At 59.8% G+C, this 24,848-nt stretch carries 23 protein-coding genes and 1 pseudogene; 18 read left to right on the top strand and 6 right to left on the bottom strand.

The features are described from left to right. Positions 1 to 146: 146 nt before the first annotated feature. The 9 genes from ACODSJ_RS23180 to ACODSJ_RS23140 all read left to right on the top strand — a co-directional run bounded on the left by ACODSJ_RS23180 (position 147) and on the right by ACODSJ_RS23140 (position 10,953). Positions 147 to 2,087, top strand: coding sequence for a putative nucleotidyltransferase substrate binding domain-containing protein (locus tag ACODSJ_RS23180; protein ID WP_489103961.1), 1,941 nt, complete (start codon positions 147 to 149; stop codon positions 2,085 to 2,087). Beyond that, on the top strand, positions 2,084 to 2,791 hold the full coding sequence (locus ACODSJ_RS23175; protein WP_489103960.1) for a 3'-5' exonuclease: 708 nt from the start codon (positions 2,084 to 2,086) through the stop codon (positions 2,789 to 2,791). The genes ACODSJ_RS23180 and ACODSJ_RS23175 overlap by 4 nt, the downstream gene beginning before the upstream one ends. Positions 2,792 to 3,008: 217 nt before the next feature. Next, the gene (locus tag ACODSJ_RS23170) at positions 3,009 to 3,527 is read left to right on the top strand and encodes an RNA polymerase sigma factor (protein WP_489103959.1); all 519 of its coding nucleotides are present in this window, start codon (positions 3,009 to 3,011) and stop codon (positions 3,525 to 3,527) included. Then, positions 3,524 to 4,504 (top strand): FecR domain-containing protein, encoded by a 981-nt coding sequence (locus ACODSJ_RS23165; RefSeq protein ID WP_489103958.1) that lies wholly within the window; start codon positions 3,524 to 3,526, stop codon positions 4,502 to 4,504. Before ACODSJ_RS23170 ends, ACODSJ_RS23165 begins: the two co-directional genes overlap by 4 nt. 235 nt (positions 4,505 to 4,739) lie before the next feature. Next, positions 4,740 to 7,178 (top strand): TonB-dependent siderophore receptor, encoded by a 2,439-nt coding sequence (locus tag ACODSJ_RS23160; protein ID WP_489103957.1) that lies wholly within the window; start codon positions 4,740 to 4,742, stop codon positions 7,176 to 7,178. A gap of 234 nt (positions 7,179 to 7,412) precedes the next feature. Then, complete coding sequence (locus ACODSJ_RS23155; protein WP_489103956.1) at positions 7,413 to 8,543, top strand: PepSY-associated TM helix domain-containing protein; 1,131 nt, start codon at positions 7,413 to 7,415, stop codon at positions 8,541 to 8,543. Then, the gene (locus ACODSJ_RS23150) at positions 8,540 to 8,719 is read left to right on the top strand and encodes a hypothetical protein (protein ID WP_489103955.1); all 180 of its coding nucleotides are present in this window, start codon (positions 8,540 to 8,542) and stop codon (positions 8,717 to 8,719) included. Before ACODSJ_RS23155 ends, ACODSJ_RS23150 begins: the two co-directional genes overlap by 4 nt. A 205-nt stretch (positions 8,720 to 8,924) precedes the next feature. After that, positions 8,925 to 10,223 (top strand): MFS transporter, encoded by a 1,299-nt coding sequence (locus ACODSJ_RS23145; protein ID WP_489103954.1) that lies wholly within the window; start codon positions 8,925 to 8,927, stop codon positions 10,221 to 10,223. A 100-nt stretch (positions 10,224 to 10,323) separates the two neighbouring features. Next, positions 10,324 to 10,953, top strand: coding sequence for a glutathione S-transferase (locus ACODSJ_RS23140; protein ID WP_489103953.1), 630 nt, complete (start codon positions 10,324 to 10,326; stop codon positions 10,951 to 10,953). A gap of 183 nt (positions 10,954 to 11,136) precedes the next feature. Here ACODSJ_RS23140 and creD read toward each other — a convergent pair whose 3' ends face one another. The 4 genes from creD to rloA2 all read right to left on the bottom strand — a co-directional run bounded on the left by creD (position 11,137) and on the right by rloA2 (position 15,363). Further along, positions 11,137 to 12,510 (bottom strand): cell envelope integrity protein CreD, encoded by a 1,374-nt coding sequence (gene creD, locus ACODSJ_RS23135; RefSeq protein ID WP_489103952.1) that lies wholly within the window; start codon positions 12,508 to 12,510, stop codon positions 11,137 to 11,139. A 177-nt stretch (positions 12,511 to 12,687) separates the two neighbouring features. Beyond that, positions 12,688 to 14,106: a two-component system sensor histidine kinase CreC gene (gene creC, locus ACODSJ_RS23130; RefSeq protein WP_489103951.1), complete on the bottom strand. Its 1,419-nt coding sequence runs from the start codon at positions 14,104 to 14,106 to the stop codon at positions 12,688 to 12,690. After that, positions 14,106 to 14,786, bottom strand: a complete 681-nt coding sequence (gene creB, locus ACODSJ_RS23125; protein WP_489103950.1) for a two-component system response regulator CreB — start codon at positions 14,784 to 14,786, stop codon at positions 14,106 to 14,108. The genes creC and creB overlap by 1 nt, the downstream gene beginning before the upstream one ends. A gap of 70 nt (positions 14,787 to 14,856) precedes the next feature. Then, positions 14,857 to 15,363 carry a retropepsin-like aspartic peptidase RloA2 gene (gene rloA2 / locus ACODSJ_RS23120; RefSeq protein WP_489103949.1) on the bottom strand — a complete coding sequence of 169 codons (507 nt, stop codon included), beginning with the start codon at positions 15,361 to 15,363 and terminating at the stop codon, positions 14,857 to 14,859. Positions 15,364 to 15,693: 330 nt separating this feature from the next. Here rloA2 and yihG point away from each other — a divergent pair, with 330 nt between their 5' ends. Next, positions 15,694 to 16,587 carry a 1-acylglycerol-3-phosphate O-acyltransferase, YihG family gene (yihG, locus tag ACODSJ_RS23115; protein ID WP_489103948.1) on the top strand — a complete coding sequence of 298 codons (894 nt, stop codon included), beginning with the start codon at positions 15,694 to 15,696 and terminating at the stop codon, positions 16,585 to 16,587. 26 nt (positions 16,588 to 16,613) lie between these two features. Here yihG and ACODSJ_RS23110 read toward each other — a convergent pair whose 3' ends face one another. Further along, positions 16,614 to 17,174, bottom strand: coding sequence for a DUF2780 domain-containing protein (locus ACODSJ_RS23110; RefSeq protein WP_489103947.1), 561 nt, complete (start codon positions 17,172 to 17,174; stop codon positions 16,614 to 16,616). A 299-nt stretch (positions 17,175 to 17,473) separates the two neighbouring features. On the opposite strand from ACODSJ_RS23110, the gene ACODSJ_RS23105 reads away from it, so the two are divergent. From ACODSJ_RS23105 to ACODSJ_RS23095, 3 genes are all read left to right on the top strand, one after another. Further along, a complete protein-coding gene (locus ACODSJ_RS23105) occupies positions 17,474 to 17,881 on the top strand; it encodes a DUF3757 domain-containing protein (protein WP_489103946.1) in 408 nt (135 codons plus the stop codon). Positions 17,882 to 18,406: 525 nt separating this feature from the next. Beyond that, positions 18,407 to 18,679, top strand: a complete 273-nt coding sequence (locus ACODSJ_RS23100) for a hypothetical protein (protein ID WP_260957658.1) — start codon at positions 18,407 to 18,409, stop codon at positions 18,677 to 18,679. A 226-nt stretch (positions 18,680 to 18,905) separates the two neighbouring features. Next, the gene (locus ACODSJ_RS23095) at positions 18,906 to 19,979 is read left to right on the top strand and encodes an RHS repeat-associated core domain-containing protein (protein WP_489103945.1); all 1,074 of its coding nucleotides are present in this window, start codon (positions 18,906 to 18,908) and stop codon (positions 19,977 to 19,979) included. Positions 19,980 to 20,014: 35 nt separating this feature from the next. Here the strand turns inward: ACODSJ_RS23095 and ACODSJ_RS23090 are convergent. Then, positions 20,015 to 20,127 (bottom strand): annotated as a pseudogene (locus ACODSJ_RS23090) (hypothetical protein); the annotation flags it as partial. Positions 20,128 to 20,352: 225 nt separating this feature from the next. Between ACODSJ_RS23090 and ACODSJ_RS23085 the strand changes: the two are divergent. The 5 genes from ACODSJ_RS23085 (at position 20,353) to ACODSJ_RS23065 (ending at position 24,723) form a co-directional block, all read left to right on the top strand. Next, positions 20,353 to 20,565, top strand: coding sequence for a cold-shock protein (locus ACODSJ_RS23085; RefSeq protein WP_260957656.1), 213 nt, complete (start codon positions 20,353 to 20,355; stop codon positions 20,563 to 20,565). A gap of 26 nt (positions 20,566 to 20,591) precedes the next feature. After that, the gene (locus ACODSJ_RS23080) at positions 20,592 to 21,653 is read left to right on the top strand and encodes an RHS repeat-associated core domain-containing protein (protein WP_489103944.1); all 1,062 of its coding nucleotides are present in this window, start codon (positions 20,592 to 20,594) and stop codon (positions 21,651 to 21,653) included. A 73-nt stretch (positions 21,654 to 21,726) separates the two neighbouring features. Continuing rightward, positions 21,727 to 22,797, top strand: coding sequence for an RHS repeat-associated core domain-containing protein (locus ACODSJ_RS23075; protein ID WP_489103962.1), 1,071 nt, complete (start codon positions 21,727 to 21,729; stop codon positions 22,795 to 22,797). Between the two features lie 326 nt (positions 22,798 to 23,123). Then, on the top strand, positions 23,124 to 24,191 hold the full coding sequence (locus ACODSJ_RS23070; RefSeq protein ID WP_489103943.1) for an RHS repeat-associated core domain-containing protein: 1,068 nt from the start codon (positions 23,124 to 23,126) through the stop codon (positions 24,189 to 24,191). A 325-nt stretch (positions 24,192 to 24,516) separates the two neighbouring features. Further along, positions 24,517 to 24,723 (top strand): cold-shock protein, encoded by a 207-nt coding sequence (locus ACODSJ_RS23065; RefSeq protein WP_489103942.1) that lies wholly within the window; start codon positions 24,517 to 24,519, stop codon positions 24,721 to 24,723. Positions 24,724 to 24,848: the final 125 nt, after the last annotated feature.

Genomic DNA, 24,848 nt, shown 5'->3' with positions numbered 1-24,848 from the left:
GCATTCCGAGCCGGTTTTTAACGCCGCATAACCAAGTTTCAAGCGATTTCGTACACAGCCTAGACTTACGTCCAATGGGCACTCTGTGTTCAGGGGCCGACCATGGGGAACAGATCCGACCACAACAATTCGAAAAAGATTGCGCCATGGTTATGAAAAAAGCGGACGCCTTCATCCAGGCAGGGAAAACCGCGGTGTTGCAGAACATCCAGGGCACGCTGCAGTTTCTCCAGCGCTTTCCGCCGTTCAACCAGATGGAAAATGCCCACCTGGCCTACCTGGTGGAGCAATGCCTGCTGCGCTTCTATGCGCCGGGCGAGACCATCATCAAACCGGCCGACGGCCCGGTGGAACACTTCTACATCGTCAAGCAGGGCCGGGTGGTCGGGGAGCGTCCGCATTCGGCCAAGGGCGGTACCGAGACCACCTTCGAAATCACCACCGGAGAGTGTTTCCCCCTGGCCGCGTTGCTGGGCGAGCGGGCCACGCGTACCGAGCACCGTGCCGGCGAAGACACCTTCTGCCTGCAACTGAACAAGCAGGCCTTCATCAAGCTGTTCGCCTTGTCCGGCCCGTTTCGTGACTTCGCCCTGCGCGGCGTCAGCAGCCTGCTCGACCAGGTCAATCAGCAGGTCCAGCAAAAATCCGCGCAGACCCTCGGCACCCAGTACTCGCTCAATACGCGCCTGGGTGAACTGGCGATGCGTCACCCCGTGAGCTGCGGCCCCGAAACGCCCTTGCGCGAAGCCGTAAAGCTGATGCACGAGCAACAGGTCGGCAGCATCGTGGTGGTGAGCGAACAGAAAACGCCGCAGGGGATCTTTACCCTGCGCGACCTGCGGCATGTCGTGGCCGAGGGTACCGGGGACTTTTCCCAACCTATCGCGGCCCACATGACCCAGGCACCGTTCTACCTCACGCCGGACCACAGCGCCTTCGACGCGGCCATCGCCATGACCGAACGGCACATCGCCCACGTCTGCCTGGTCAAGGACCAGCGCCTGTGTGGCGTGGTGTCGGAGCGCGACCTGTTTTCCCTGCAACGCGTCGACCTGGTTCACCTGGCGCGGACCATACGCAACGCACCACGGGTGGAGAACCTGGTGGCCCTGCGCGGCGAGATCGGCCAACTGGTGGAACGCATGCTGGCCCACGGTGCGTCGTCGACCCAGATCACCCACATCATCACCCTGCTCAACGACCACACCGTGTGCCGGGTCATCGAGCTGACGCTGGCCGACAAGGGCGACCCTGGCGTGCCGTTCAGCTGGCTGTGTTTTGGCAGCGAAGGCCGGCGCGAGCAGACGCTGCACACCGACCAGGACAACGGCATTCTGTTCGAAGCCCGGGACGCCGCCGAGGCGGCGCGGATCCGTGGCCTGCTGCTGCCCATCGCCCAGCAGATCAACCAGAGCCTGGCGCTCTGCGGCTTCACGTTGTGCAAGGGCAACATCATGGCCGGCAATCCCGAGCTGTGCCTGTCCCGTGCCGAATGGTCCCGGCGCTTCGCGGCGTTCATCCGCGAGGCGACGCCGGAAAACCTGCTCGGCTCAAGCATCTATTTCGACCTGCGGGTGGTCTGGGGCGACGAGCGAGGCTGCGAGCAGTTGCGCCGGCAGATCCTCGACCAGGTGGCCGACAATCGCTTGTTCCAGCGCATGATGGCCGACAACGCCCTGCGCCATCGCCCGCCCGTGGGACGCTTCAGGGATTTCGTGCTGAGCCGCAAGAATGGCGAAAAAGCCACCCTCGACCTGAAGGTGCAAGGCCTGACGCCCTTCGTCGACGGTGCCCGCCTGCTGGCGCTGGCCAGTGGCATCAGCGCCATCAACACCCTGGAGCGCTTGCGGCAACTGGTGGTGAAGGAAGTGATCGAACCGCTCGACGGCGCCGCCTATGAAGAGGCCTATCACTTCATCCAGCAGACCCGCATGCAGCAACACCAACTGCAGACCCGCGAGAACCTGCCCTACTCCAACCGCGTCGACCCCGACAGCCTCAATCACCTGGACCGCCGTATCCTGCGCGAGTCCCTGCGCCAGGCCCAACGCCTGCAAAGCAGCCTGACGCTGAGGTATCAGTTGTGAACCTGTTTTCCTGGCTGCGTCCGGCCCCGCCGATGCTGCCCCAGGCATTGCAGCAGCGCCTGGAACGGCTGCCCGCGCCTGCGCCGTTGAGCGAAAGCAGCCTGCGGGCGCAACGCTGGGTGGTGGTGGACCTGGAAACCACCGGCTTGCACCTGAACAAGGATCAGGTGCTGTCCATCGGCGCGGTGGTGATCGAAGACGGCGCGATCGATTTCAGCCAGCAGTTCGAGCGCACCCTGCAATGCGATCAGCAAAAGCTCGGGCCGAGCGTGCTGATCCATGGCTTGGCGCCGAGTGCGATTGCCGCCGGCAGCGACCCGGCCGAAGCGCTGCTGGCGTTCATGGAATTCGTGGGCGACAGCCCGCTGCTGGCGTTCCATGCACCGTTCGACGCCCACATGCTCGGGCGGGCGCTCAAGGACGCGTTGGGTTATCGCTTGCAGCATCCCTTCCTGGACGTGGCCGACCTGGCCCCGCTGCTCTGCCCCCAGGCGCCCCTGCGCAAAGCCGGCCTGGATGAATGGATCGACTGGTTCAAGCTGCAAGTCTTCGACCGCCACAACGCCAGCGCCGACGCCCTGGCCACCGCCGAATTGGCCTTGATCCTGTTCAGCCGCGCCCGCCAGCAACAGATCGACAGCCCACACGCCCTGCAACAGCGCCTGGGGCAGTGGAAGCGGCGGCAGGAGGCGCCTTCGTTCTAAATCGAGGGCGGCTCACCTGTGGGAGCAAGGCTCGCCCACGATGGCGTCGCCTTGGATCGGCAGACCGACCGAGTCGCCTGCATCGCGGGCAAGCCTTGCTCCCACAGATTCATTCGGCGCCATAGATCAGGCTCCGACCAGCGCCAATTGCTTTCTCTCCCCCGCCTCTGCCACAATCGCGAACAATTCTCGTTACCTAAAGCACCGGTGATACGCCGTGTCGTCAGCCCCCAGCTCCCACAATGATTTAGTCGGCGCGTTGTACCGCGACCACCGCGCCTGGCTATTGGCGTGGCTGCGGCGCAATGTGGCCTGTGCGCAACGCGCCGAAGACCTGAGCCAGGACACGTTCGTGCGCTTGCTGGGGCGCCGGGAACTGATGGCGCCGCGCGAGCCCAGGGCGTTCCTGGTGGCGATCGCCAAAGGGCTGCTGTTCGATTATTTCCGGCGCGCGGCGCTGGAGCAGGCGTACCTCACCGAACTGATGCTGATCCCCGAGGCCGAGCAGCCTTCGGTGGAAGAACAGCAATTGATCCTCGAAGACCTCAAGCACATCGATCGGCTGCTCGGCAAACTGTCCAGCAAGGCCCGCGCAGCGTTTCTCTACAACCGCCTCGACGGCCTGGGCCATGCCGAAATCGCCGAGCGCCTGGGGGTTTCCGTGCCACGTGTCCGGCAATACCTGGCCCAGGGCCTGCGCCAGTGCTACATCGCACTCTATGGTGAACCGACATGAACGCGGCGCACGCCAAACCGGTCTCGGCCCGGGTGCTGGACGCCGCCATCGCCTGGCAGTTGTCGCTGGATGGAGGTGGCGGCAGTCCACAAGAGCGCGAAGCGTTCGCCCAGTGGCACGCCGCCGATGAAGAACACGCCCGGGCCTGGCGGCAACTGGGCCTGCTCGACCAGCGTTTCAGCGTCGCCAGCGGGCCGGCAAGGGCCGCGTTGTTGCAGACGCGGGTGAGCATCCGTCGCCGGGTGCGCAAGCTGGGTACGGGTCTGGCCAGCGTCGTTGCGGTGATCGGCCTGGCGTTGTTCGCCGGCAATCGCTACCTGCCGCTGGATTACTGGCTGGCCGACCAACGTACCGCCACCGGCGAGCAACGCACCCTGCGCCTGGCCGACGGCACGCGGATCGACCTCAACACCCACAGCGCACTCGACGTGCGTTTTGATGATAAGCAACGGCGCATCGTCCTGCAGGAAGGCGAGATCCTCGTGGAAACCGGCCACAACGACCCGCGTCCGTTCATCGTCGAGACCCGCGAAGGCAGCCTGCGCGCACTGGGCACGCGATTCCTGGTCAAGCGCGAGGACGCAGGCACACGCCTGAGCGTGTTGCAGTCGGCCGTGGCGGCACACCCGCAGGCCACGGACCAGCAACAGATCCTGCGCGAAGGCCAGCAGGTGCTCATGCGCCGCGACGGCCTCGGCCCGACCGTGGCCCTGAGCCCCGGCGCGGATGCCTGGACCCGCGGCATGCTGGTGGTGGACAACGTCCGTCTCGAAGACCTGATTCATGAAATGAACCGCTATCGTCGCGGCTACCTGAGCGTCGAGCCACCCGTGGCGGACCTGCGCATCACCGGCAGCTTCCCGTTGCACGACACCGACCTGGCCCTGGCCGCATTGCTGCCGACCTTGCCGGTGCAGATCGAGCATCACACGCGGTGGTGGGTGGTGGTGGGGCCGAGGACCGCAGCCAAACCCTGAAGGATGCTGGGCCAGCAGGTCCGCCTTCGCGAGCAAGCCCGCTCCCACAGTAGATTTGCAGCACACACGGTCACTGTAGGAGCGGGCTTGCTCGCGATGGCACCAGTTGCATCAACACAACATCAGCAGAACAACCGTCACCTGAATCGAAATTATTTTCATCCAGCCCTATCACTTTCCAGATTTCATCCGGCCTCCAGGCAATTGAGAAATATTTCCATTCAGGAGCCGCCGTATGTCCCGCCCGCTAGACAACCTGTTGCGCCCCAGCCTGTTGGCCGTTGCCATCGCCTTTGCCGCTCCGTTAGCCAGTGGCCCGCTGTGGGCGGCCGAACAAGCCTTGAGCGTGCGCACCTACAACCTGCCCGCCGCGCCACTGACCGGCACCCTGACCCAGATCGCCAGCCAGGCCGGCCTCGCCTTGAGCCTGAATCCGTCCCTGGCCTCGGGCAAGACCTCGGCACCGGTCCAGGGTGAATTCGACGCCACCGGCGCATTGCGCCAAGCCCTGCGCGGCACCGGCCTGCAACTGGAACAGAGCAGCGCCGGCACTTATAGCCTGGTGGCCGTCCCTGAAGGGGTCATGGAGTTGCCGGAAACCAACGTGATCGGCAACGGCACCAGCGAAACCGCCTGGGGGCCGACCGAAGGCTACGTCGCCACCCGCACCGCCGCCGGCACCAAGACCGACACGCCGATCGTCGAACTGCCGCGTTCGGTCTCGGTGGTCACGCGCCAGCAGATGGAAGACCGCTCGGTCCTCAACCTCAACGACGCCCTGCGCTACACCGCCGGCGTGCAGAGCAGCGGCTACGGTTCGGACTCGCGCAACGACTGGCTGCTGGTGCGCGGTTTCGTGCCGACCCAGTTCCTCGATGGCCTGCCATTGCCCAAGGGCAACTACGTCACGCCAAAAATCGAACCGTGGAACCTTGAGCGCATCGCCGTGCTGCGCGGGCCGGCCTCGTCGGTGTATGGCCAGACACCTCCCGGCGGCCTGCTGGACATGGTCAGCCGTCGCCCACAGGCCGAAAGCAGCCACGAGGTCGAGTTGCAGGCCGGCCGCTACGAACACAAGCAAATCAACGTCGACAGCACCGGCAAGGTCGATGACGACGGCCAGTTTCTCTACCGACTCAGCGGCACCGTGCGCGACAGCAATTCCCAGGTCGATCACATCCCGGACAAGCGCTACAACCTCGCGCCGAGCCTGACCTGGAACATCAACGACGACACCCGCCTGACCTTCCTGTCCCAGTACACCCGCGACGACACCGGCATCACCGGGCAATTCCTGCCGCTGCAAGGCACCAAGCTCTCCTCACCGGCGGGAAAGCTCTCCCACCACAAGAACCTGGGCGACCCGGACTGGGAATTCTACGACCGCACCTACTACGCACTCGGCTATGCCCTCGAACATCGTTTCGACGACACCTGGCAGTTCCGCCAGAACCTGCGCTACACCAAGAGCGACTTGTCGTTCCAGGGCATTTCCGCTGGTGGCTCGTTCTGGCCCGACGGTCCGGACACCGCCGTCAGCGCCGACGGCACCGTCAAACGCAGCGCCAGCATGGTTGACGAAGACATCAGCCAGTTCGCCGTGGACAACAACTTCCAGGCTGACTTCCAGACCGGCGCCCTGAGCCACACCTTGCTGCTGGGCCTGGACCACCAGCGCGCCAACAGCAATGCCCGTTGGAAGTGGGGTTCTGCCGGTGTGCCGACCAGCAACGTCAACCACCCGATCTATGGGCAGGACTTCTCCAACGTCCAGTACTTCACCATGTACGACTACAACCAGAAGACCCAGCAGACCGGTCTCTATGTGCAGGACCAGATCGCCCTGGACAACTGGCGCCTGACCCTCGGCGGGCGTGAAGACTGGATTCACACCGGCACCGTTTTCCACAACCAGAACGACGCGACCAACACCCAGCGCGACAAGAAATTCAGCGGTAACGCGGCGCTCAGCTACGTCTTCGATAACGGCGTGACGCCGTACCTTTCCTTCGCCCAATCGTTCCAGGCTGCGAACGGCTCCACCGTCAACAGCACCGATGCGTTCAAGCCCACCGAAGGCGAACAGTACGAAGCCGGCATCAAGTACCAGCCGCCCGGCACCAAGACCCTGTTGACGGCGGCGGTGTTCGACCTGACCCAGAAAAACACCTCCGTCACCGAAAACAGCATCACGCGCCAGGTGGGCGAGGTGCAGGTGCGCGGCTTGGAACTGGAGGCCACCGGCGACGTCACCGACAACCTGAAACTGATGGGTTCCTACACCTACAACGACAGCGAAATCACCAAAGGCTCCATCGCCGAGACCGGCAAGCGCATGGCCCAAGTGCCGCGCCACCAAGCCACCGCCTGGGCCGACTACACCTGGCACAACGGCCCGCTGGACGGCTTTGGCGTCGGCGCGGGCGTGCGGTACGTCGGCGACACCTACGGCAACACCACCAACACCGACTGGGGCCACGTCGGCTCCTACACCGTGTATGACGCCTCGGCTCACTACGACCTGGGTCGCTTGAACAAGAGCCTCAAGGGTGTCTCGCTGGCGGTGGACGCCAAGAACATTTTCAACAAGGACTACCTGTCCACCTGCGACGGCTTCTACTGCTATTACGGCGACCAGCGCAACGTTGTCGCGAGTGTGAATTACAAGTGGTGAAGCCATGGAAGGCAGGCACAGCTTTTGTGGCGAGGGGATTTATCCCCGCTGGGCTGCGTAGCAGCCCTAAAGCAGTGAACTCAATCTTACCGGTACACCGAGTTGCCTGGTTTTGGGGCCGCTACGCAGCCCAGCGGGGATAAATCCCCTCGCCACAGATAACTCCCTCATCACAGGTTTTGTCGGTGACGTTTTGCATCAGTCACCTATTGCCCTCTTGCATTCGGACCCACCATGAAAAGCAAAACCATCCGCCGCTGGTCCTTCGTCCACACCTGGACCAGCCTGATCTGCACGGTGTTCCTGCTGATGCTGGCGATCACCGGGTTGCCGTTGATCTTCCACCATGACATCGAGCACCTGCTCGGTGATGCGCCCGAGCTTCGGGAAATGCCCGCCGACACGCCGCCGTTGGACCTGCAGCAGCTGGTGGAAAAAGCCAAGGCCCATCGCCCGGGAGAGGTGGTCCAGTATCTTGCCTGGGACGATGACGAACCCAACGGCGTCATCACCATCATGGCGCCGACGCCGGGCACCGAGCCCAACGCCTCCCACACTTTCCTGCTCGACGGCCGCACGGGCCAAGCCCTGGAGACGCCCGCGGCCAATGGCGGTTTCATGATGGTCGTGCGGCGCCTGCACGTGGACCTGTTCGCCGGGTTGCCGGGCAAATGGTTGCTGGCATCCATGGGCCTGCTGTTCGTGATCGCCATCATCTCCGGCCTGGTCCTGTACCTGCCGTTCATGCGCCGCTTGAAATTCGCCACCGTGCGCCAGGACAAATCCACCCGCCTGCGCTGGCTCGACCTGCATAACCTGATCGGCGTGGTCACGCTGGTTTGGGCGCTGACCGTGGGCGTCACCGGAGTCATCGCCGCGTGCGCCGAGCTGATCATTGGCGCCTGGCGCAACGACAGCCTCAGCGCCATGGTCGAACCCTACCGCAACGCCCCGCCGCTGACGCAACGGGCCCCTGCCAGCCGTTTGCTGGACATCGCCCGGGACGCCGCGCCAGGCATGGCACCGAGCTTTATTGCCTTTCCCGGCACGCTGTTCTCCAGCGAGCACCACTATGGCGTGTTCATGAAAGGCCGCACGCACCTGACGGCTCATTTGCTGACGCCGGTGCTGATCGACGCCAGCACCCTCGACGTCACCGCCGTGGCCGAACGGCCGTGGTACATGGACGCCATGAGCCTGTCGCTGCCGCTGCATTTCGGCGACTACGGCGGCCGGCCGATGCAGATTTTCTGGGCGATCCTCGATGTGCTGACCGTCATCGTCCTCGGCAGCGGCGTGTACCTGTGGCGGGTGCGGCGCAAGGCCGCCAACCGCGCAACGGTCGGCACGGGGACCGTCTCGTGAAGCCCCGGCAATCGAGTTTCCGGAAGGTGTTCGGCGCGCCCGTGGTCATCGGCGTCCTGTGTGCCGCAGGACTGTTCAGCGCCTTGCTGGGTGATGGCCTGTGGGACGCGGTGAGTTGGCTGGGCTTGGGCATCCCCTGCGTGCTTGCCGTGTGGGGCCTGATCCCACGACGCTGATCCTGCGGGCATCACCTCAGTAGCCGGACGCCCTTTTGTCGCGAGTCATACGACGACAGCTCTTTTGCCACTCACCAACCACCGGTTTAACTCTGACATATTTGTTGACAAATTTATCATTGCGCTCATATAAAGGCGCACGTTGTACGACAACCTACAACAGCACCCAAGCGACACCAACTCCAAAAATAACGATGGTGAAGTGATGAAAATCAAAGGCATCCGCTGGTGGATGGTCGGCCTGGTGACAGCCGGCCTGATGGTCAACTACCTGGCTCGCAATACCCTCTCGGTGGCCGCTCCGACCCTGATGAGCGAAATGAACATCTCCACCGAGCAGTACTCCCACATCGTCGTGGCCTGGCAGATCTGCTACGCGCTGATGCAACCGGTGGCCGGTTACATCATCGACGCCATCGGCACCAAGATGGGCTTCGCGATTTTCGCCTTCGCCTGGTCCATCGCCTGCGCCGCAGCGGCCATGGCGTCGGGCTGGCAAGGCCTGGCGTTTTTCCGCGGTTTGCTGGGCCTGACCGAAGCGGCCGGGCTGCCCGCCGCCGTCAAGACCTCGACCGAATGGTTCCCGGCCAAGGAGCGTTCGGTCGCCATCGGCTGGTTCAACATCGGCTCCTCGATCGGCGCGGTGCTGGCGCCGCCGTTGGTGGTCTGGGCGATCCTCAACAGCGGCTGGGAACTGGCGTTCCTGATCGTCGGCGGCCTGGGCGTGGCCTGGACGTTTCTCTGGCTGGTCTTCTACAAACACCCGCGCGACCAGAAACACCTGAGCGACACCGAGCGCGACTACATCATCAGCGGCCAGGAAGACCACTTCAAAGACCAGGGCACGAAAAAAGGCAGCTGGAAAAGCATCATCGCCAGCCGCAACTTCTACGCCATCGCCAGCGCGCGGATCCTCTCCGAACCGGCCTGGCAGACGTTCAACGCCTGGATCCCGCTGTACCTGATGACCGAGCGGCACATGAACATCAAGGAAATCGCCATGTTCGCCTGGCTGCCGTTCCTGGCCGCCGACCTGGGTTGCGTGCTCGGCGGCTACCTGAGCCCGTTCTTCCACAAGTACTGCAAGGTCTCGCTGTTCACCTCGCGCAAAATGGTCCTGCTGTTCGGCGCCTCGTGCATGCTCGGCCCGGCCTGCATCGGCCTGGTCGAGAGCCCGTACACGGCCATCGCCCTGCTGTGCATCGGCGGTTTTGCCCACCAGACCCTGTCCGGCGCGCTGTATGCCATTACCTCTGACTCGTTCGGCAAGCATGAAGTCGCCACCGCCACCGGCATGGGTGGGATGTTCGGCTACCTGGGCGCTGCCGCCTTCACCCTGCTGTTCGGCGTGATGGTCACCAAGATCGGCTACAGCCCGCTGTTCGTGCTGCTGGCGATCTTCGACGTGGTCGCCGCCTTCATCGTCTGGACCGTTGCCCGGGAGCTCAAGCAGCAACCGACAACGCCGTCGCCCGAACCGCAAGCGCTGCAACCGGCCGCCTGATCGCCCGGTGCGACCGACGCTTCCAGCTCGGTCGCACCTGCCTTGCGCCGCGCTGAACGCGCTATGCTGCGCAACAAGTCCCACTGATCGAGACGTTGCCATGTCCACCCCCAGCATGACGCTGTTCTACAACCCTGCCTCGCCCTTCGTTCGCAAGGTCCTGGTGCTGCTGTACGAAACCGGCCAGCAAGACCGCGTGGCGTTGCAGCTCAGCCAACTCACGCCGGTCAAGCCGGACCGTGCGCTCATCGACGACAACCCGCTGAGCAAGATCCCGGCCCTGCGCCTGGCCAACGGGACGGTGATCCATGACAGCCGCGTCATCCTCGATTACCTCGACCACCAGCATGTCGGCAACCCGCTGATCCCACGCGATGGCGCGGCCCGCTGGCGGCGCCTGACCCTGGCCTCCCTGGCCGACGGGATCATGGACGCGGCAGTGATGATCCGTTACGAAACCGCCCTACGCCCCGCCGAGAAACACTGGGACGAATGGCTCGATGCACAACGGGACAAGATCCGCCGCGCTCTGGGTGTGCTCGAAGCCGAGGCGATTGCCGAACTGGCCTGCCATTTCGACGTAGCCTCCATCAGCGTGGCCTGCGCCCTGGGCTACCTGGACCTGCGCCATCCCGACCTGGAATGGCGCCAGGCCAACCCGCAGCTGGCGGCGTGGTTTGCCGAGGTGAGCTTGCGGCCTTCGATGGTCGAGACGGTGCCCAGGGTTTAGCTCTGCACTGACCGGCCCGGCCTCACCGCGGGCAAGCCTTGCTTCCACAGAGATCCCGTTCCAGCTGTGGGAGCATGGCTTGCCCGCGATGGCAGCGTACCGGATCCCGAGGAAACAGCCCGACAATCTGCATCACCAACACTTCCCGTAATTGCCGGTCCTCCCGCAACCCCAACGACCGGCTCATTTCACCTCTCCCAGATCGAAGCTCATGGCCGCCGCCGGTTTCGCCCCAACCCCGTACCAATCCAGTTTGCGGGTCAGCACCATGAACGCGCCCAGCAGGCCAAACAGCAACAGCGAACCCATCAACAACGCATAGTCTTCGGCGCTCAACAGCCCGTAGAGCAAGGCATACAACGTCGCCAATCCTGCCGAGAAGCCCAAGCCGTGGCTGACGCTGCGCAACACGTGGCAGACATAGAAGCCGATCAACACGACACAGGCGCTGGCCGAGGCCAGGTACGCCAGGGCGAAGCCGATGTGTTCCGACAGCGACAGCAGCAACAGGTAGAAGAACGCCAGCGCCACGCCCACCAAAGCGTACTGGATCGGGTGCACTGCCAGGCTCTTGAGCACTTCGAAAAGGAAGAAGCCGGCGAAGGTCAGGGCAACGAACAGCAGCGCATATTTGATCGCCCGGTCGCTCTTGAGGTACTGGTCCACGGGGTCGATGAAACTCACACCGAAGGCGCGGCTGCGAAATTCTTCACAGTTATCGCTGGGCATACAGTTTTGCAGCGCTTCTTCGAGGTTGGTGGAGAAGAACGACGTCTGCCAATCGGCGTTGAAGCCCTGCTCATTGATGTCGCGAGTGACTGGCAAGTAGTTGCCGATGAAGCTGGGGTGCGGCCAGTCTGCGGCCAAGTGCACTTTGCTGCTCTTGCCCACCGGCAGGATCTGCAACTCGCCGGTACCTTGCAGGCGCAGGTCGAAACCGAAGGTCAGGTCCGCACTGCCCTGGCCATTGACCATCGGCAGTGGCACATGCACGCCTTGCCCCAGCCAGCCGACGCGCGAGCCGGGCAGAAAATCGATAGTCTTCTGGTTCAACGTCAAGGCCAGCGCATTCTCGATGCCACGAATGTCACTGATGCCCACGCTCAGGTACGGTTCTTCGAAGTGGTAGCTGGCCAGGTCCTTGGCGGCGACGCCATAGTTCTCAGGCACCTTGAAGCGGCCATCGATACGGTTGTCGGCATGAAACAACCGCGCCTCGTAGATCCCTCGGGCGCGGGTTTCGGTGCGGACCTGGCCGTCGAGCTCGAATTGCTCCGGCAAAAAATACAACTCGCCGCGTCGCTCGACCGTTTCCTGGAAACGCACACCGGTCTTCTCATTGGTGTTCCATACCCGCACATCCCGGCGATACGGCACCACGAGCAGCGGCCCGACCAGTTGCTGGCTGTTGCTGGAACTGCGGGCGATGTCTTGCAACACACCGTCGCGCAGCTCCTGGCGCTCGTCGATGAGGCCGTTGATCATCAACAGCGGGATCATCAGCAAGAGAATCAAGAGGGCAATCATGCCCAGTTTTATGGCGAGGCTGCGGTTCATGTGGGGCTCTCCCTGTTCGAATGAGGGAGAGTCTGGGGGCGCTGTGTGCTGGGGTTATGGAGCGAATGTGGAGATTGTGTGGAGACTGAGAGGGCCCCTTCGCGAGCGAGCTCGCTCCCACAGATTCAGCGCGGTCCCTGTGGGAGCGGGCTTGCTCGCGAAGGCCGCGCCGCCGTTTCAGGGTAACCGCAACACCACCTCCACCCCACCCTCAACATTGCCAATCGCAAATTCCCCCCCATGCAACTGCACCACCTCGGCCACGAAATTGAGCCCCAGGCCGGTGCTCTTGCGGCCGCTGTCCGGGCGCGGCAGAGAGTAGAAGCGCTCGCTCAAGCGCGGCAGGGCGTAGTCGGGGATCGGTTCAGCCTGATTGAACAGGCGGATCTCAATGCGGTTGCCCATGCGCTCGGCGCTGATGCGCAAGGCGCCACCGACCGGTGTGAAGTCCAGGGCATTTTCCAGCAGGTTGCCCAGGGCCTGGCGCAACAGGAACGGCTCGCCCGTCAGCACCAGGTCCTGGGCGATGCGCCGTTCGACCGTCAATTGCCGACGCTCGATCCGGCCGCTGCACCCTTGCAGCAGCTCATCGAACAACCCCGCCAACGGCACGGCGACTTCTTCCTCCAGCCCCTGGCGCTGTTCGACCTGGGCCAGGTTGAGCAAACGCTCGATCAGTTGCTGCATGCGCACGCTTTCGCTGTCGATGTTGCCGACAAAGCGCTGGCGCTGGGCGGGGGGCATGTCGCTTTGCAGCAACTCGGCAGCTCCGCGAATCGCTGCCAACGGACTCTTGAGTTCGTGGGTCAGGGTGTGCACGTAGCGCTCGACGTAGGCCTTGCCTTCCAACTGGGTTCGCATATGTTCCACCGCGCCAGCCAGTTGTTCGAACTCACCGCCACGATAATGCGGCACTTCCACCCGACGCCCCTGGCTGACGGCTTCGGCATACGCAGTCAGGCGACGCAACGCCGCGCTGAGCCACCACGACAGCAAGGCGCCCAGCAACAGGCCCAGGCCGATCAACCCGGCCCCGTAGGCGAGCAAGCGCCGTTCGGTGCGGTCGACATAAGGTTGCAACGAGCTGTTGGGCTTGGCGACGGTGACCACGCCGATGATCTGGCCGTTGTCGCGAATCGGCGCGCCGACGTGCATCACCGACGACGTCGCGTCATCCGGATCACTGCGGGTCGAACGGGCCCCGTAATGGCCGCGCAAGGTCAGGTAGACGTCATTCCAGCGCGAATAATCCTGGCCCACCGCCGTGCCGCTGGAGTCGAGCACCACAATGCCCTTGGCGTCCGTGACATAAATGCGATGGTTGACCTGGTTCTTCGGCAGCCCCCAGATCTTCGCCGCCGGCTGGCGCTCGCCGTAGGCCTTGAGCAACTGCGGCCAGCGATTCTGGTTGAGGGTGCCGGCCTTGAAATCGTCCCGCAGGATCTCGGCCATCAGGTTGGCCGTGTCCACCAGGGTTTCTTCGGTGGACTGGCGCACACCGGGGCGGATCTCTTCCATCACCGTGTTGAGCACGAAATAACCGGTCAGGGCGATGAACAGCACATACACCAGGAAAATCCGGATCCCCAGCGACATCAGCTGTGCCCCGGGCTGTAGCTGTAGCCCAGGCCCCGATGGGTCTGGATCGGCTCGGCCTCGGCGCGCACCAGGCGCAACTTGGCGCGCACGCTCTTGATGTGGCTGTCGATGCTGCGCTCGTAGCCGGCATCGCTGGCCACGCCCAGGGCATCGAGCAATTGTTCGCGGCTGAACACCCGCTCAGGCTGCTCCAGCAGGCAATTGAGCAAGCGAAACTCATGGCGAGTGAGGTTCAGCGGCTTGCCGCGGTAGCTGATCTGCACCCGGTCGGGGTCCACCAGAAACAGCGCCGAACCCAGCTCCGCGACCGGGCGCGGCGCCACGCGCTTGAGAATCGCCCGGACCCGCGCCGCCACTTCCCGGGGACTGAAGGGCTTGACCACATAATCGTCGGCACCGATCTCCAGGCCCACCACACGGTCGATCTCACCATCCCGGGCTGTAAGAAAAATGACCGGAACGTCGCTGAAACGTCTGAGATTTTTACAAGTCTCGAATCCACTGATATCCGGCAGGCCCACATCGAGGATGATCAGGTCCGCCGGGGTGCTTTTCTGGTGTTCGAGGGCGGCCGCGCCGAGGCTCAGCCAAGTGGTATCAAAGCCCTCCCCTTGCAGGGCAAACACCAGCGTATCGGCGATGGCGGCTTCGTCTTCGACAATCAGAATATGAGGCATGGCTTACGAGCCCGACAGTAAAGTTGCCGGAACGGTGCCCCAAGCCTCGAAGCGCGTCAATCAGGGAAAATCAGCACTCCGGCTTATCCGCCGTAAACCGCCGCGCCGGGTTCACCGCCGCGCCAAACTCGCGCAACGCCTTGGCGCCGATCAACAACGGGTAATTGAAACTGCTGCGGTCGGTCAGGTTGACCTCCACCGTGCGCTTGACGTTGCCCAGGCACATTTCCATCTCCACCACCGGACGCTTGCTGGGGGCGATCTTTTCGTCGTCTTCCTCGTCCTCTTCAGAACGCGTCTTGATCTTGCTGATGCGGGCGATCTTGTGTTCGTAGACTTTGTTGCTCGCCCCCTTGGTCGCGAGACGGAAGCGCACCCAGTCATCGCCGTCACGGGTGAACATTTCGATGTCCTTGGCGGACAGGGAGGCAGTCAGGGCGCCGGTGTCCATCTTGGCCTTGAGCACCTCGCCGCCGACTTCCGGCAGCGCGATGTATTCGTAGCGCCCGTACAGGGTCGGCTCGGCGGCCAGCACTGGAAGGGCCACCAGGGAGAGCAGGGCGAGAAGGGATTTCATGCGGTAGGGCTTCCTCTGTGTGGGTGGTTTTTTTAGACCGTGGTTGATGAATTCGTTCGGTTTACCACGATCACATGCACAGTCCCTGTGGCGAGGGAGCTTGCTCCCGCTGGGTCGGTCCGACGCCTCGGGCGAAGCGGCCCCTGCAGTTCTTTAGACAGCCCCCGTTGTCCGGCTTTGCGACTGCTGCGCAGTCGAGCGGGAGCAGTCTCTGGCGACAAAAGCACTCCCAATCTACCGGGACCAAAGTGAAACTTTCGTCCAAGCCGATTTGGTCTGTCACCCGAAGCTGCTTATCATGGCCCGCCCACCCGTTAGCAAGAGTCATTTATGCGCCGCCTGCTCACCGGCTGTCTTGTCACGCTGCTGCTGTTGCTCAACACCCTGGTGCTGTTCGGGCCGCTGATGGTCTTTGCGCTGCTCAAGCTGGTCCTGCCCGGGCGCCTTCGCGACTATGCCTCGTGGTCGGTAATGTGGATCGCCGAGACCTGGGCCGAAATCGACAAATTGATCTTCACCCTGTGCATTCCCACGCGCTGGGACATCCGCGGTGGCGAAGGCTTGCGCGGTGATACGTCGTACCTGGTGATCAGCAATCACCAAACCTGGGTGGACATCCCCGCCCTGATCCAGGCCCTCAACCGACACACGCCGTTCTTCAAATTCTTCCTCAAGAAAGAACTGATCTGGGTACCGTTCCTGGGGCTGGCCTGGTGGGCGCTGGACTACCCGTTCATGAAGCGCTATTCCAAGGCGTTCCTGGCGAAAAACCCGGAACTGGCGGGCAAGGACCTGGAAATCACCAAGGCCGCTTGCGAGCTGTTCAAGCGCCAACCGGTCACGGTGGTGAACTACCTGGAAGGCACGCGCTTCAGCGCCGCCAAAAACCAGCAGCAAGCAGCGCCCTTCACCCACCTGCTCAAGCCCAAGGCCGGCGGCGTGGCCTTCGTCCTAGCGGCGATGGGTGAACAACTGGACGCCGTGCTGGACGTGACGGTGGTGTATCCGCAACAACGAATTCCCGGTTTCTGGGACTTGCTCAGCGGCGCCGTGCCACGGGTCATCATCGACATCCAGACCCGCGAACTGGACCCGGCGCTGTGGCGCGGCGATTACGAAAACGACCCGGTGTTCCGCCAGTACGTGCAGGACTGGGTCAACCGGCTCTGGACCGAGAAGGACCGGCGCATCGCAGCCTTGCGCAACGAAGCAAGGGATGCCTGACGGTTCTGATAGCTGGCAGCGGCGGCTCAGCTCCCGACACCAGCCCCCCAAATCCCACCCAGATTCTGCAACAACGAACTCCCCACCCCCTGCTGCCCCAGGAACTGCAGAATAATCGGCGCAAACCGGCCAATCATCCCACCGTCCATGCCCAAGGCACTGAAAGTGTTGTTCAGGTCGTTGGTGTCCTTGACGTTACCCAGCAAGCCGTCGAGCAGTGGATTTTTTTCCGACCCGCCGCCGAGCAAGCTGCCCAGGCCACTAAGCCCGCCGAGGGCGCCGTTGCCGGCGAGCTGGTCGAGGCCCGGGACACTTTTGCTCAACTCGGAAAACTGCGGCTCGCTAAGCTGGTTCCTCGCCAGCCCCAGCATCGCGCCGGCGCCGCCGATCGCTTGTTCCGGCGTGATGTTGAGTTCCGAGCCCAGGGTATCGAGCAGCCCGGCGGCTTTCGGCGCGGTGGCCCCGGCGCCCGCCTCCTGGTTGCCCTGCATGGCCGACACCGCATCACTGAGGCTGAACTGCGCGAAGGTCGGGCTGGCTGCCAGCGACAACAGGCAGGACAGTGCAAAACCGCGTAAAACCTTCATTCCGGAACGTCCTCTTGAGCCATGAAAAAGCCGCCTCGTGGGGGCGGCGCAGAATCGAGCGTTGGACTGGCGGCCTGGTCGATTGTTCCCTGTGCACACTGCCCGTCAGGATGAGAAAAGGGTGGCCACGATGAGCGGTGTTCACAGGTGATTTGTTATCGCTAAATATCCAAGAAGAATCCGGAGTAAATTCCAAATAGGCATAAATAACTGTCAGCCCTGACAGTAGCCCGCGCCAGACATAGCCGTAACCATGGCCTCGGACCAGAACATTGGAGGGCTGGCAAATGCGAAAGATAATGGCAAAACTGATGGCCGGCGGCGCGGCAGGGCTCTTTTTGTGGATCGTCGGGCAAGTCCACGCAGGGGAAATCACCTGCCCTGGCGTCACTCAAATCCAGAGGACGATCAAGCCGGTAGAAGCGCAGGAAAATCGCCAATGGGAGAGTCAACGGCTCATCGACGTCGCCGACCCGGCCATGGCGCAGTTCAACAGCGCCGAGTTCGTTGTCCCGGAAACCGAAGCCGATGAACAATCACCGACCCAGGCCACCATCATCTGTAAGTTAGGCACCCTCAACCTGACGTTGGAGTATCTGACAGTACAGGGCCCGGCACTTTCCCCATGGTCGAACCGTCGCTGCGAAAGCCCGGATGCTACGTTGTGCACGTTAATAAAGGCCGATGAGCTCAATCTGAGTTTCTGACAGTCAACCTAGATCTACCCATCGCAGTTCCCCTTCTCAACCCCCTGCCACTGCTTGTCTTGTTCCCTTGGACAATTAAACGTGGCGAGGGAGCTTGCTCCCGCTCGAGTGCAAAGCACTCGCCGTCGGCAATTGAAAAGCGGGGGCCGCTTCGCCCGAGGCGTCGGACCGACCCAGCGGGAGCAATCTCTGGCCACAGCGGTGTCTCGACTAAAAATCCCACAAATACTTGGGAAATCCCCCGCAATAGCGAGCCTTGCCCGGGTCAGAGTGCGCTGCCTATAGTTCTTCCCGTCGTCCACATGGCGACTCGGGTTTGGCGACTCGATATACTATGGTCAGAAGCCCTGCTTTTTGGCACGGGCTTTTGCACTCGCAGAACTGCTCAATGGCAGTTGTGCGCGGGAGACCTTCGGGTCTGCCGGCTTCTCCATGGTGTCCGGTTCGCCAACCTGCGTACAGCTGCCACCCATTCGTTTGGCGACGAGTGAGTGGCGGCATCATCGAACCATGGAGATCTACCCAATGAACCGATACATGCCCCTCACCGGCGTCGACTGCACCCCCGCTTCCCTGCTCATCGATACCCAAGCCCCCCTCGACGTCCTCCACGAAACCGCTGCCTACCGCATCCGCGCCGTTACCCAAGTGCTGGAGAACATCGCCTTTCGCGAAGAGCTCAGTGCCGACGCCGTTGTCCTCCACGACTTCGCCCTGTTGCTGGCGATTCCACTGCGCGACGGCTGCGATGTGCTGGACGTGATCGGCCGACGGTTGCAGGCGCAAGCCATGGCATGACCGCCGCGTGACGGTCGTTTGAATATCACCTGCAACCGGTTATTCCCTCTCGGTATTGCCTACTGTCAGCTCTGACAGTAGGCAGCCGTTTGTGTCGATTCTAAGCTTCGGTCGAGACAACAAAAAACAAGGCAGGGGGCAAACGGCGGTTCCTGTGCCTTCCTTCATTCGGGCACAAAGGATTGCAGACGCCGGAATAACCACCGGTCGATTCAGGGAGTCAGCTATGCCGACGAACCGTGAAGCGCTGCTTTGCCGCTATCATTACGACCCACTGGATCGTCTGGTCAATTGCACTCTATCAACCCATATAAGCATTCAGCGCTTCTACCTGGAAAAACGGCTGACCACCGAAATCCAAGGATCTATGCAGCGTTCGATTTTCCAGCAGGGCGATCAACTCCTGGCGCAACAGCAGCTCCGCAATAACGCCATCGAAACCACGCTGCTCGCCACTGATCAACAACGCTCGGTATTGCATGCACTCGATGCAAGGCAGCCTCACCCCCTCGCTTACACGCCTTATGGTCACCACGCCAGAGAAAACGCTTTGCTTAGCCTGCTGGGCTTCAATGGTGAACGCCCCGACCTGGTGACCGGGCATTATTTGCTGGGCAATGGCTACCGGGCATTCAACCCGGTGTTGATGCGGTTCGGCAGTCCAGACAGTTGGAGTCCGTTTGGGAGAGGAGGGTTGAATGCATATATGTATTGTGCGGGCGACCCGGTTAATCGAATGGATCCAACAGGACATATACTATTTAGATTAGGCAATGCACTGCATAGGCTCGGCAGAAACTCGATTAACTTATCATTCGGAATTACGGAAAAGAAAATCACAAACTACAGATCTATTGCAAAAGGAGTTGCCATCTTCGACGATACTCATAAAGGAGCCGCAGGCTTACGTCGCTTAAACATAGAAGCCCATAGCGAACCGCCCTTTGAAAATAAATTTCCGTACATCTTGGCCGATGATCGTTTCATAACGCCAGCCCAATTACATTTCAGAGTTAAAAATCGTGTCGATCTAAAAAAATACCACACCATTCGACTGCTTATCTGCTGCTCGGCCGATGGCGAAAATCCATTCGGCTTAACGTTTTCAGAGCTAACTGGTAAACCCGTAAAGGCATTCTCGGGTCGCGTGCTCTCTGGACCAGTGCAGACGCCTAGAAGCAATCTACCGAACGGGGCCATAGACGATACAGTTACCGAATACATGGTGGTCAAGGACCGGAATCTTGGCCGTTTTTTTAACTATCGCCCACAAAAATTTATGGCCATTAGGCAAGATTAATCATCTCCGGCAGCCCGGCAATGTTGATACGGTCCCGCCTGCATCAGTTGGCGGTTGTACTTCGTCACCGGAGTCTAGTTGGGTAGAAGCCTTGGGATTTGGCCCAGCCCAAGCCGAAGCCGATGCACAAGCTGCCCATTTTGACGTAATCGGCGACTGTTGCAGGCGCAAACCATGGCATGACCGCCGCGTGACAGCCATTTGAATATCATCGGCGATCAGTTATTTCCTCTGGGTATTGCCAACTGTCAGCTCTGACAGTTGGCAGCCCCAGGAGCCGGTTCTAAGCTGCTGACGACACAAGGAAAAACAAGGCCATGGGCAAACCCTAGTCCCTGTGCCTTTCTTCATTCGGGCAAGCAGGACAATAAAAATGAGCGACCGAATCAAAGGAACCGTGAAATGGTTTAACGATGCAAAGGGCTATGGCTTCATTACGTGCGGCAAAGGCGGCGCGGAACTGTTCGTTCATTATTCGGCGATTGCCGGTGAGGGTTATAAAACGCTGAAGGAAAGGCAGAGTGTCTCTTTTGAAATCGAGAAAGGCGAAAAAGGCATGCAAGCCACGAGAGTGACGCCGGACTAACGAGGGGCCTTTGGAGAAAGCCAGCCATGTTCAAGAATCAAGCAACGCTACTCTGCCGCTATCAATACGATCCACTGGACCGACTCGCCGACTGCACGCCATCGGAGCAAGCAAATACCCGGCGCTTCTACCTGAAGAACCGTCTCGCCACCGAGATTCAAGGCACGACACGGCGCTCGATTTTCCAACAGGCAGACCAACTCCTGGCGCAACAACAGCGTCAGGACGGCGCGGCTGAAACCACCTTACTCGCCACCGATCAGCAACGCTCGGTATTACACGCACTCAATGTCACGCAACCTCACTCTCTTGCCTACACGCCGTACGGCCATCGCCCTGCGGAAAGCGGTTTACTTAGCCTGCTTGGCTTCAACGGCGAACGACCAGCCCCAGTGACGGGACATTATTTGTTGGGCAATGGGTATCGGGCGTTCAATCCAGTGCTGATGCGGTTCAATAGCCCGGATAGCTTGAGTCCTTTTGGGGAAGGTGGACTGAATGCATATGCATACTGTGTTGGTGATCCGGTTAATAGAACCGACCCCTCCGGACACCTTCCTTTCTTCCTGAAATTCCTGAAAGGTTTTCTGCGGCCTCAAGCACCAAGAACCCGGGCGGCTACCACCGAAGGTGCTAGGACCAGCAATGTTCACGCCACCGCCCCAAGCTCGACGATGCGAAAGGAATCACCAGCATCGTCTATTGCTCAATCATCACTCGGGCATTCTTCCCAAAATTCCATTTACGCTCAGGTCCCGGGCAGTCAAGCTACAGAACAAATTACCCAGCAAACAAGACCATTGCCAGATCTAACTCCACATGCACGGTTGCATACCGTGCGGCCTAATTCTGAGCCGGAGTTTTTAAAAGGTTTGTTCTATGACGTACCAGAACACAAATCACCCGTATCACGCCCTCGGCGTTTAGAAACTACTTCTGAGCAGCAAAGCCCTCAGACGCTTGAAGCAATAAAGAAAGCGAAGATGATCAAGATAATTGGCATTGATCGATACAATCATGCCCAAGAAGTTATTAGAAATGGGAAGGATACTGAATTGTGGCTTCGTATCACCCTCCGAAACTCATAGCGCACTAAATAATTTACGCGAAATCACGAAGCTATTCCCCATGCTCGCATCGGACTACCACGGTATTGCGCCAATGGAATACACTCGCCAAATCTGGTCATGCCGCTACTACTATGACCCACTGGATCGCCTGGCCGATTGCAGACCATCGGAGCAAGCGATCACCCAGCGCTTCTACCAGAGGGGCCGTCTCGCCACCGAGATTCAAGGCACGACACGGCGCTCGATTTTCCAACAGGCAGACCAACTCCTGGCGCAACAACAGCGTCAGGACGGCGCGGCTGAAACCACCTTGCTCGCTACCGATCAGCAACGCTCGGTATTACACGCACTCAATGTCACGCAACCTCACTCTCTTGCCTACACGCCGTACGGCCATCGCCCTGCGGAAAGCGGTTTACTTAGCCTGCTTGGCTTCAACGGCGAACGACCGGACCCGGTGACGGGACATTATTTGTTGGGCAATGGGTATCGGGCGTTCAATCCAGTGTTGATGCGTTTCAATAGCCCGGACAGTTTGAGTCCGTTTGGGAGAGGTGGGCTGAATGCTTATGCATATTGTGCGGGAGATCCGATAAATCATAGCGATCCGACGGGGCATATACTTAACTTCCTAAAACCTATGCTTAGAAATTTTGGACTTATAAGAAAATCACCATCTAGTGCTTACCCCTCAAAGACGAGAACCACTTTAGAGCGAACAGTCCCACCGACATCATTTAATAGTGAGAACCATGCATACGAACTCGTTGGATATCATGGAACCTCTGCAGACTACGCAAAAAAAATGCATCTTACTAGCCCCAAAGCAGAGTTTGATACAAAACCTAGCCTGTCTTTCGGCCCCGGCTTTTACACGACACCGGACATCCATAAAGCACAGGGGTATGCCGACGCCAACTCCTTAAAACTATTTGAAACAAACTTTGACGGCATGCTTGCTGTTTATGTGAAAGGTGCCAAAACCAAGAATATAAACATAGACTATAGATTTGAATCACGCGCCAATGAATTGATCATAATGAAGAACATGTACTCCGACGTAAAACTTGTGCATTTCAGAAGAGACGAGGCCAATCCTGAACCAGACATAAGCAAGATTTTCAATCTTCACAAACGCGTACGCTCAACACGCGCTTCCTGATTAAAGGACATCGGGATCATGCCGAGAAACCCTCCGACGATTATCGATATCAATGAGAGTGACTAATCGCCCCCTATAAATTGCGTTTCTTCATAACAAGTCAAACGCCCCGGCAGGGGTCAATATTATTTCAAACGGGTCTAATCCACTGTCAACCCTGACAGTAGCCAACCCTTTCCATAGGTTTAATCTCAAACACGTATCAAAAAAGCATAAGCACCCCCATCGCTTTTACCCATGGGGGCGCCGTGTCAGGGGTTTCGAAAAGGCTGCGGCTAATGCGACCAAACCATATCCAATAACCCGGTCTTTCTGGGAACCACTCCATGCCATCGACACGCCCCCTGCTCTTCCAGTACCACTACGATCCACTCGACCGCATGGTGGCCTGCACATCGACCGACCTTCCGAACCATCAGCGCTTTCACCTGAAGGACCGTCTGACTACCGAACTTCAAGGCACGACACAACACTCGACTTTCCAGCAGGAGGACCAGCTCCTGGCGCAACAACAGCGCCAGGATGACATCGTCAAAACCATCTTGCTCGCCACCGATCAACAACGCTCGGTGTTGCACGCACTTGATGCCACGCTACCTCACTCTCTCGTCTATACACCGTACGGCCATCGCCCTGCGGAAAACGGTTTACTCAGCCTGCTTGGCTTCAATGGCGAACGACCCGACCCGGTGACGGGGCATTATTTATTGGGCAATGGGTATCGGGCGTTCAATCCCGTGTTGATGCGGTTCAATAGCCCGGACAGTTGGAGCCCATTTGGAGAGGGCGGTTTGAATGCGTACGCGTATTGCACTGGGGACCCAGTGAATCGGATAGATCCTACAGGACACCTCGGCAATCTATGGAAAGGCATCAAGAATATTTTTCATATGCGAAAGCCGAGCCCTGTCGTTAAGCAAACAGTTAACAATCCCAAAAATATCGTAAGCGGCTTGGATATTTTTGACGATGAAAAATCACGACTAAATATCATCGCTCATGGCGCGGTCACCGAAGAGGGATCCTTTGTCTTAGTGGTCGACGAAAATCACCCTGTCTCGCCGCAATATCTATATGACGGACTCATCAGACAAGGAGTTGACTTTAAAAAGTACAAATCAACAAGATTTTTGGTCTGCCATTCGGCTGACACCGCCCATCCCTTTGGGCAAGAATTTGCAAATTTGACAAAAAAACCTGTAAAAGCATTTCACGGCCCTGTCCGAACTACAAAGATCTATAAACTAAAGTCAACACTAGCCGAACCAGACATGACGAAATTGAATGGGCTCTACCTTCATAAAAAGCGTAAACCCTATAAGTACAAAGGAGAAATATTACCCCCATACAATTCTGTAACGTTCCACCCCGCGACCTCAATAAGACGAGCTTAAAACATCCCTTTACCCCACTGCGTGTGCCCCATAACCATAAATGGGACTTTACCCGACTGCGCCAAGGTAACCGCAGACAGGCGAACATTCCTCCAGATAAAATTTGCGGCACTGTTCGAACCATCCAAAATCTCTTTGAACTATCGACAAGGCTATCAACACCATTAGGTATAACAGAACGAACTGTTATTTCGTATATACCTTATCCACTGTCAACCCTGACAGTAGCCAACCCTTTCCATAGGTTTAATCTCAAACACGCACCAAAGAAGTACAAGCGATCCCATCGCTTTACGCATCAACCATTCAGCAAGGCGAGAACACCATGAGTAATGTCGGAACAGTCAAGTGGTTCAACGATGAGAAGGGTTTTGGCTTTATCACGCCGGACGATGGCGGGGCAGACCTCTTCGTTCATTACAAAGCCATAGAAGGCGGTGGCTTCAAGACGCTGAAAGAAGGACAAAAAGTGACCTATGAAGCCGTCCAGGGACAAAAAGGCATGCAAGCCGAAAAAGTCCAACCTGCCTGAAGAACGCGCCGGATGAGGTGCTCCGATACGCCGACGCTCCTGATCGCAAGTCTGCTCTTTGAATAGGAGATGTAGTGGTCTAATGAAACCGGACACCCATTTAGGCGAGAATGCTCGCCAGATCG

This window comes from Pseudomonas sp. FG6 (genome assembly GCF_057809015.1).
Note: the sequence above shows the minus strand (reverse complement) of the source record. Positions and strands in the feature narration are given on the sequence as shown.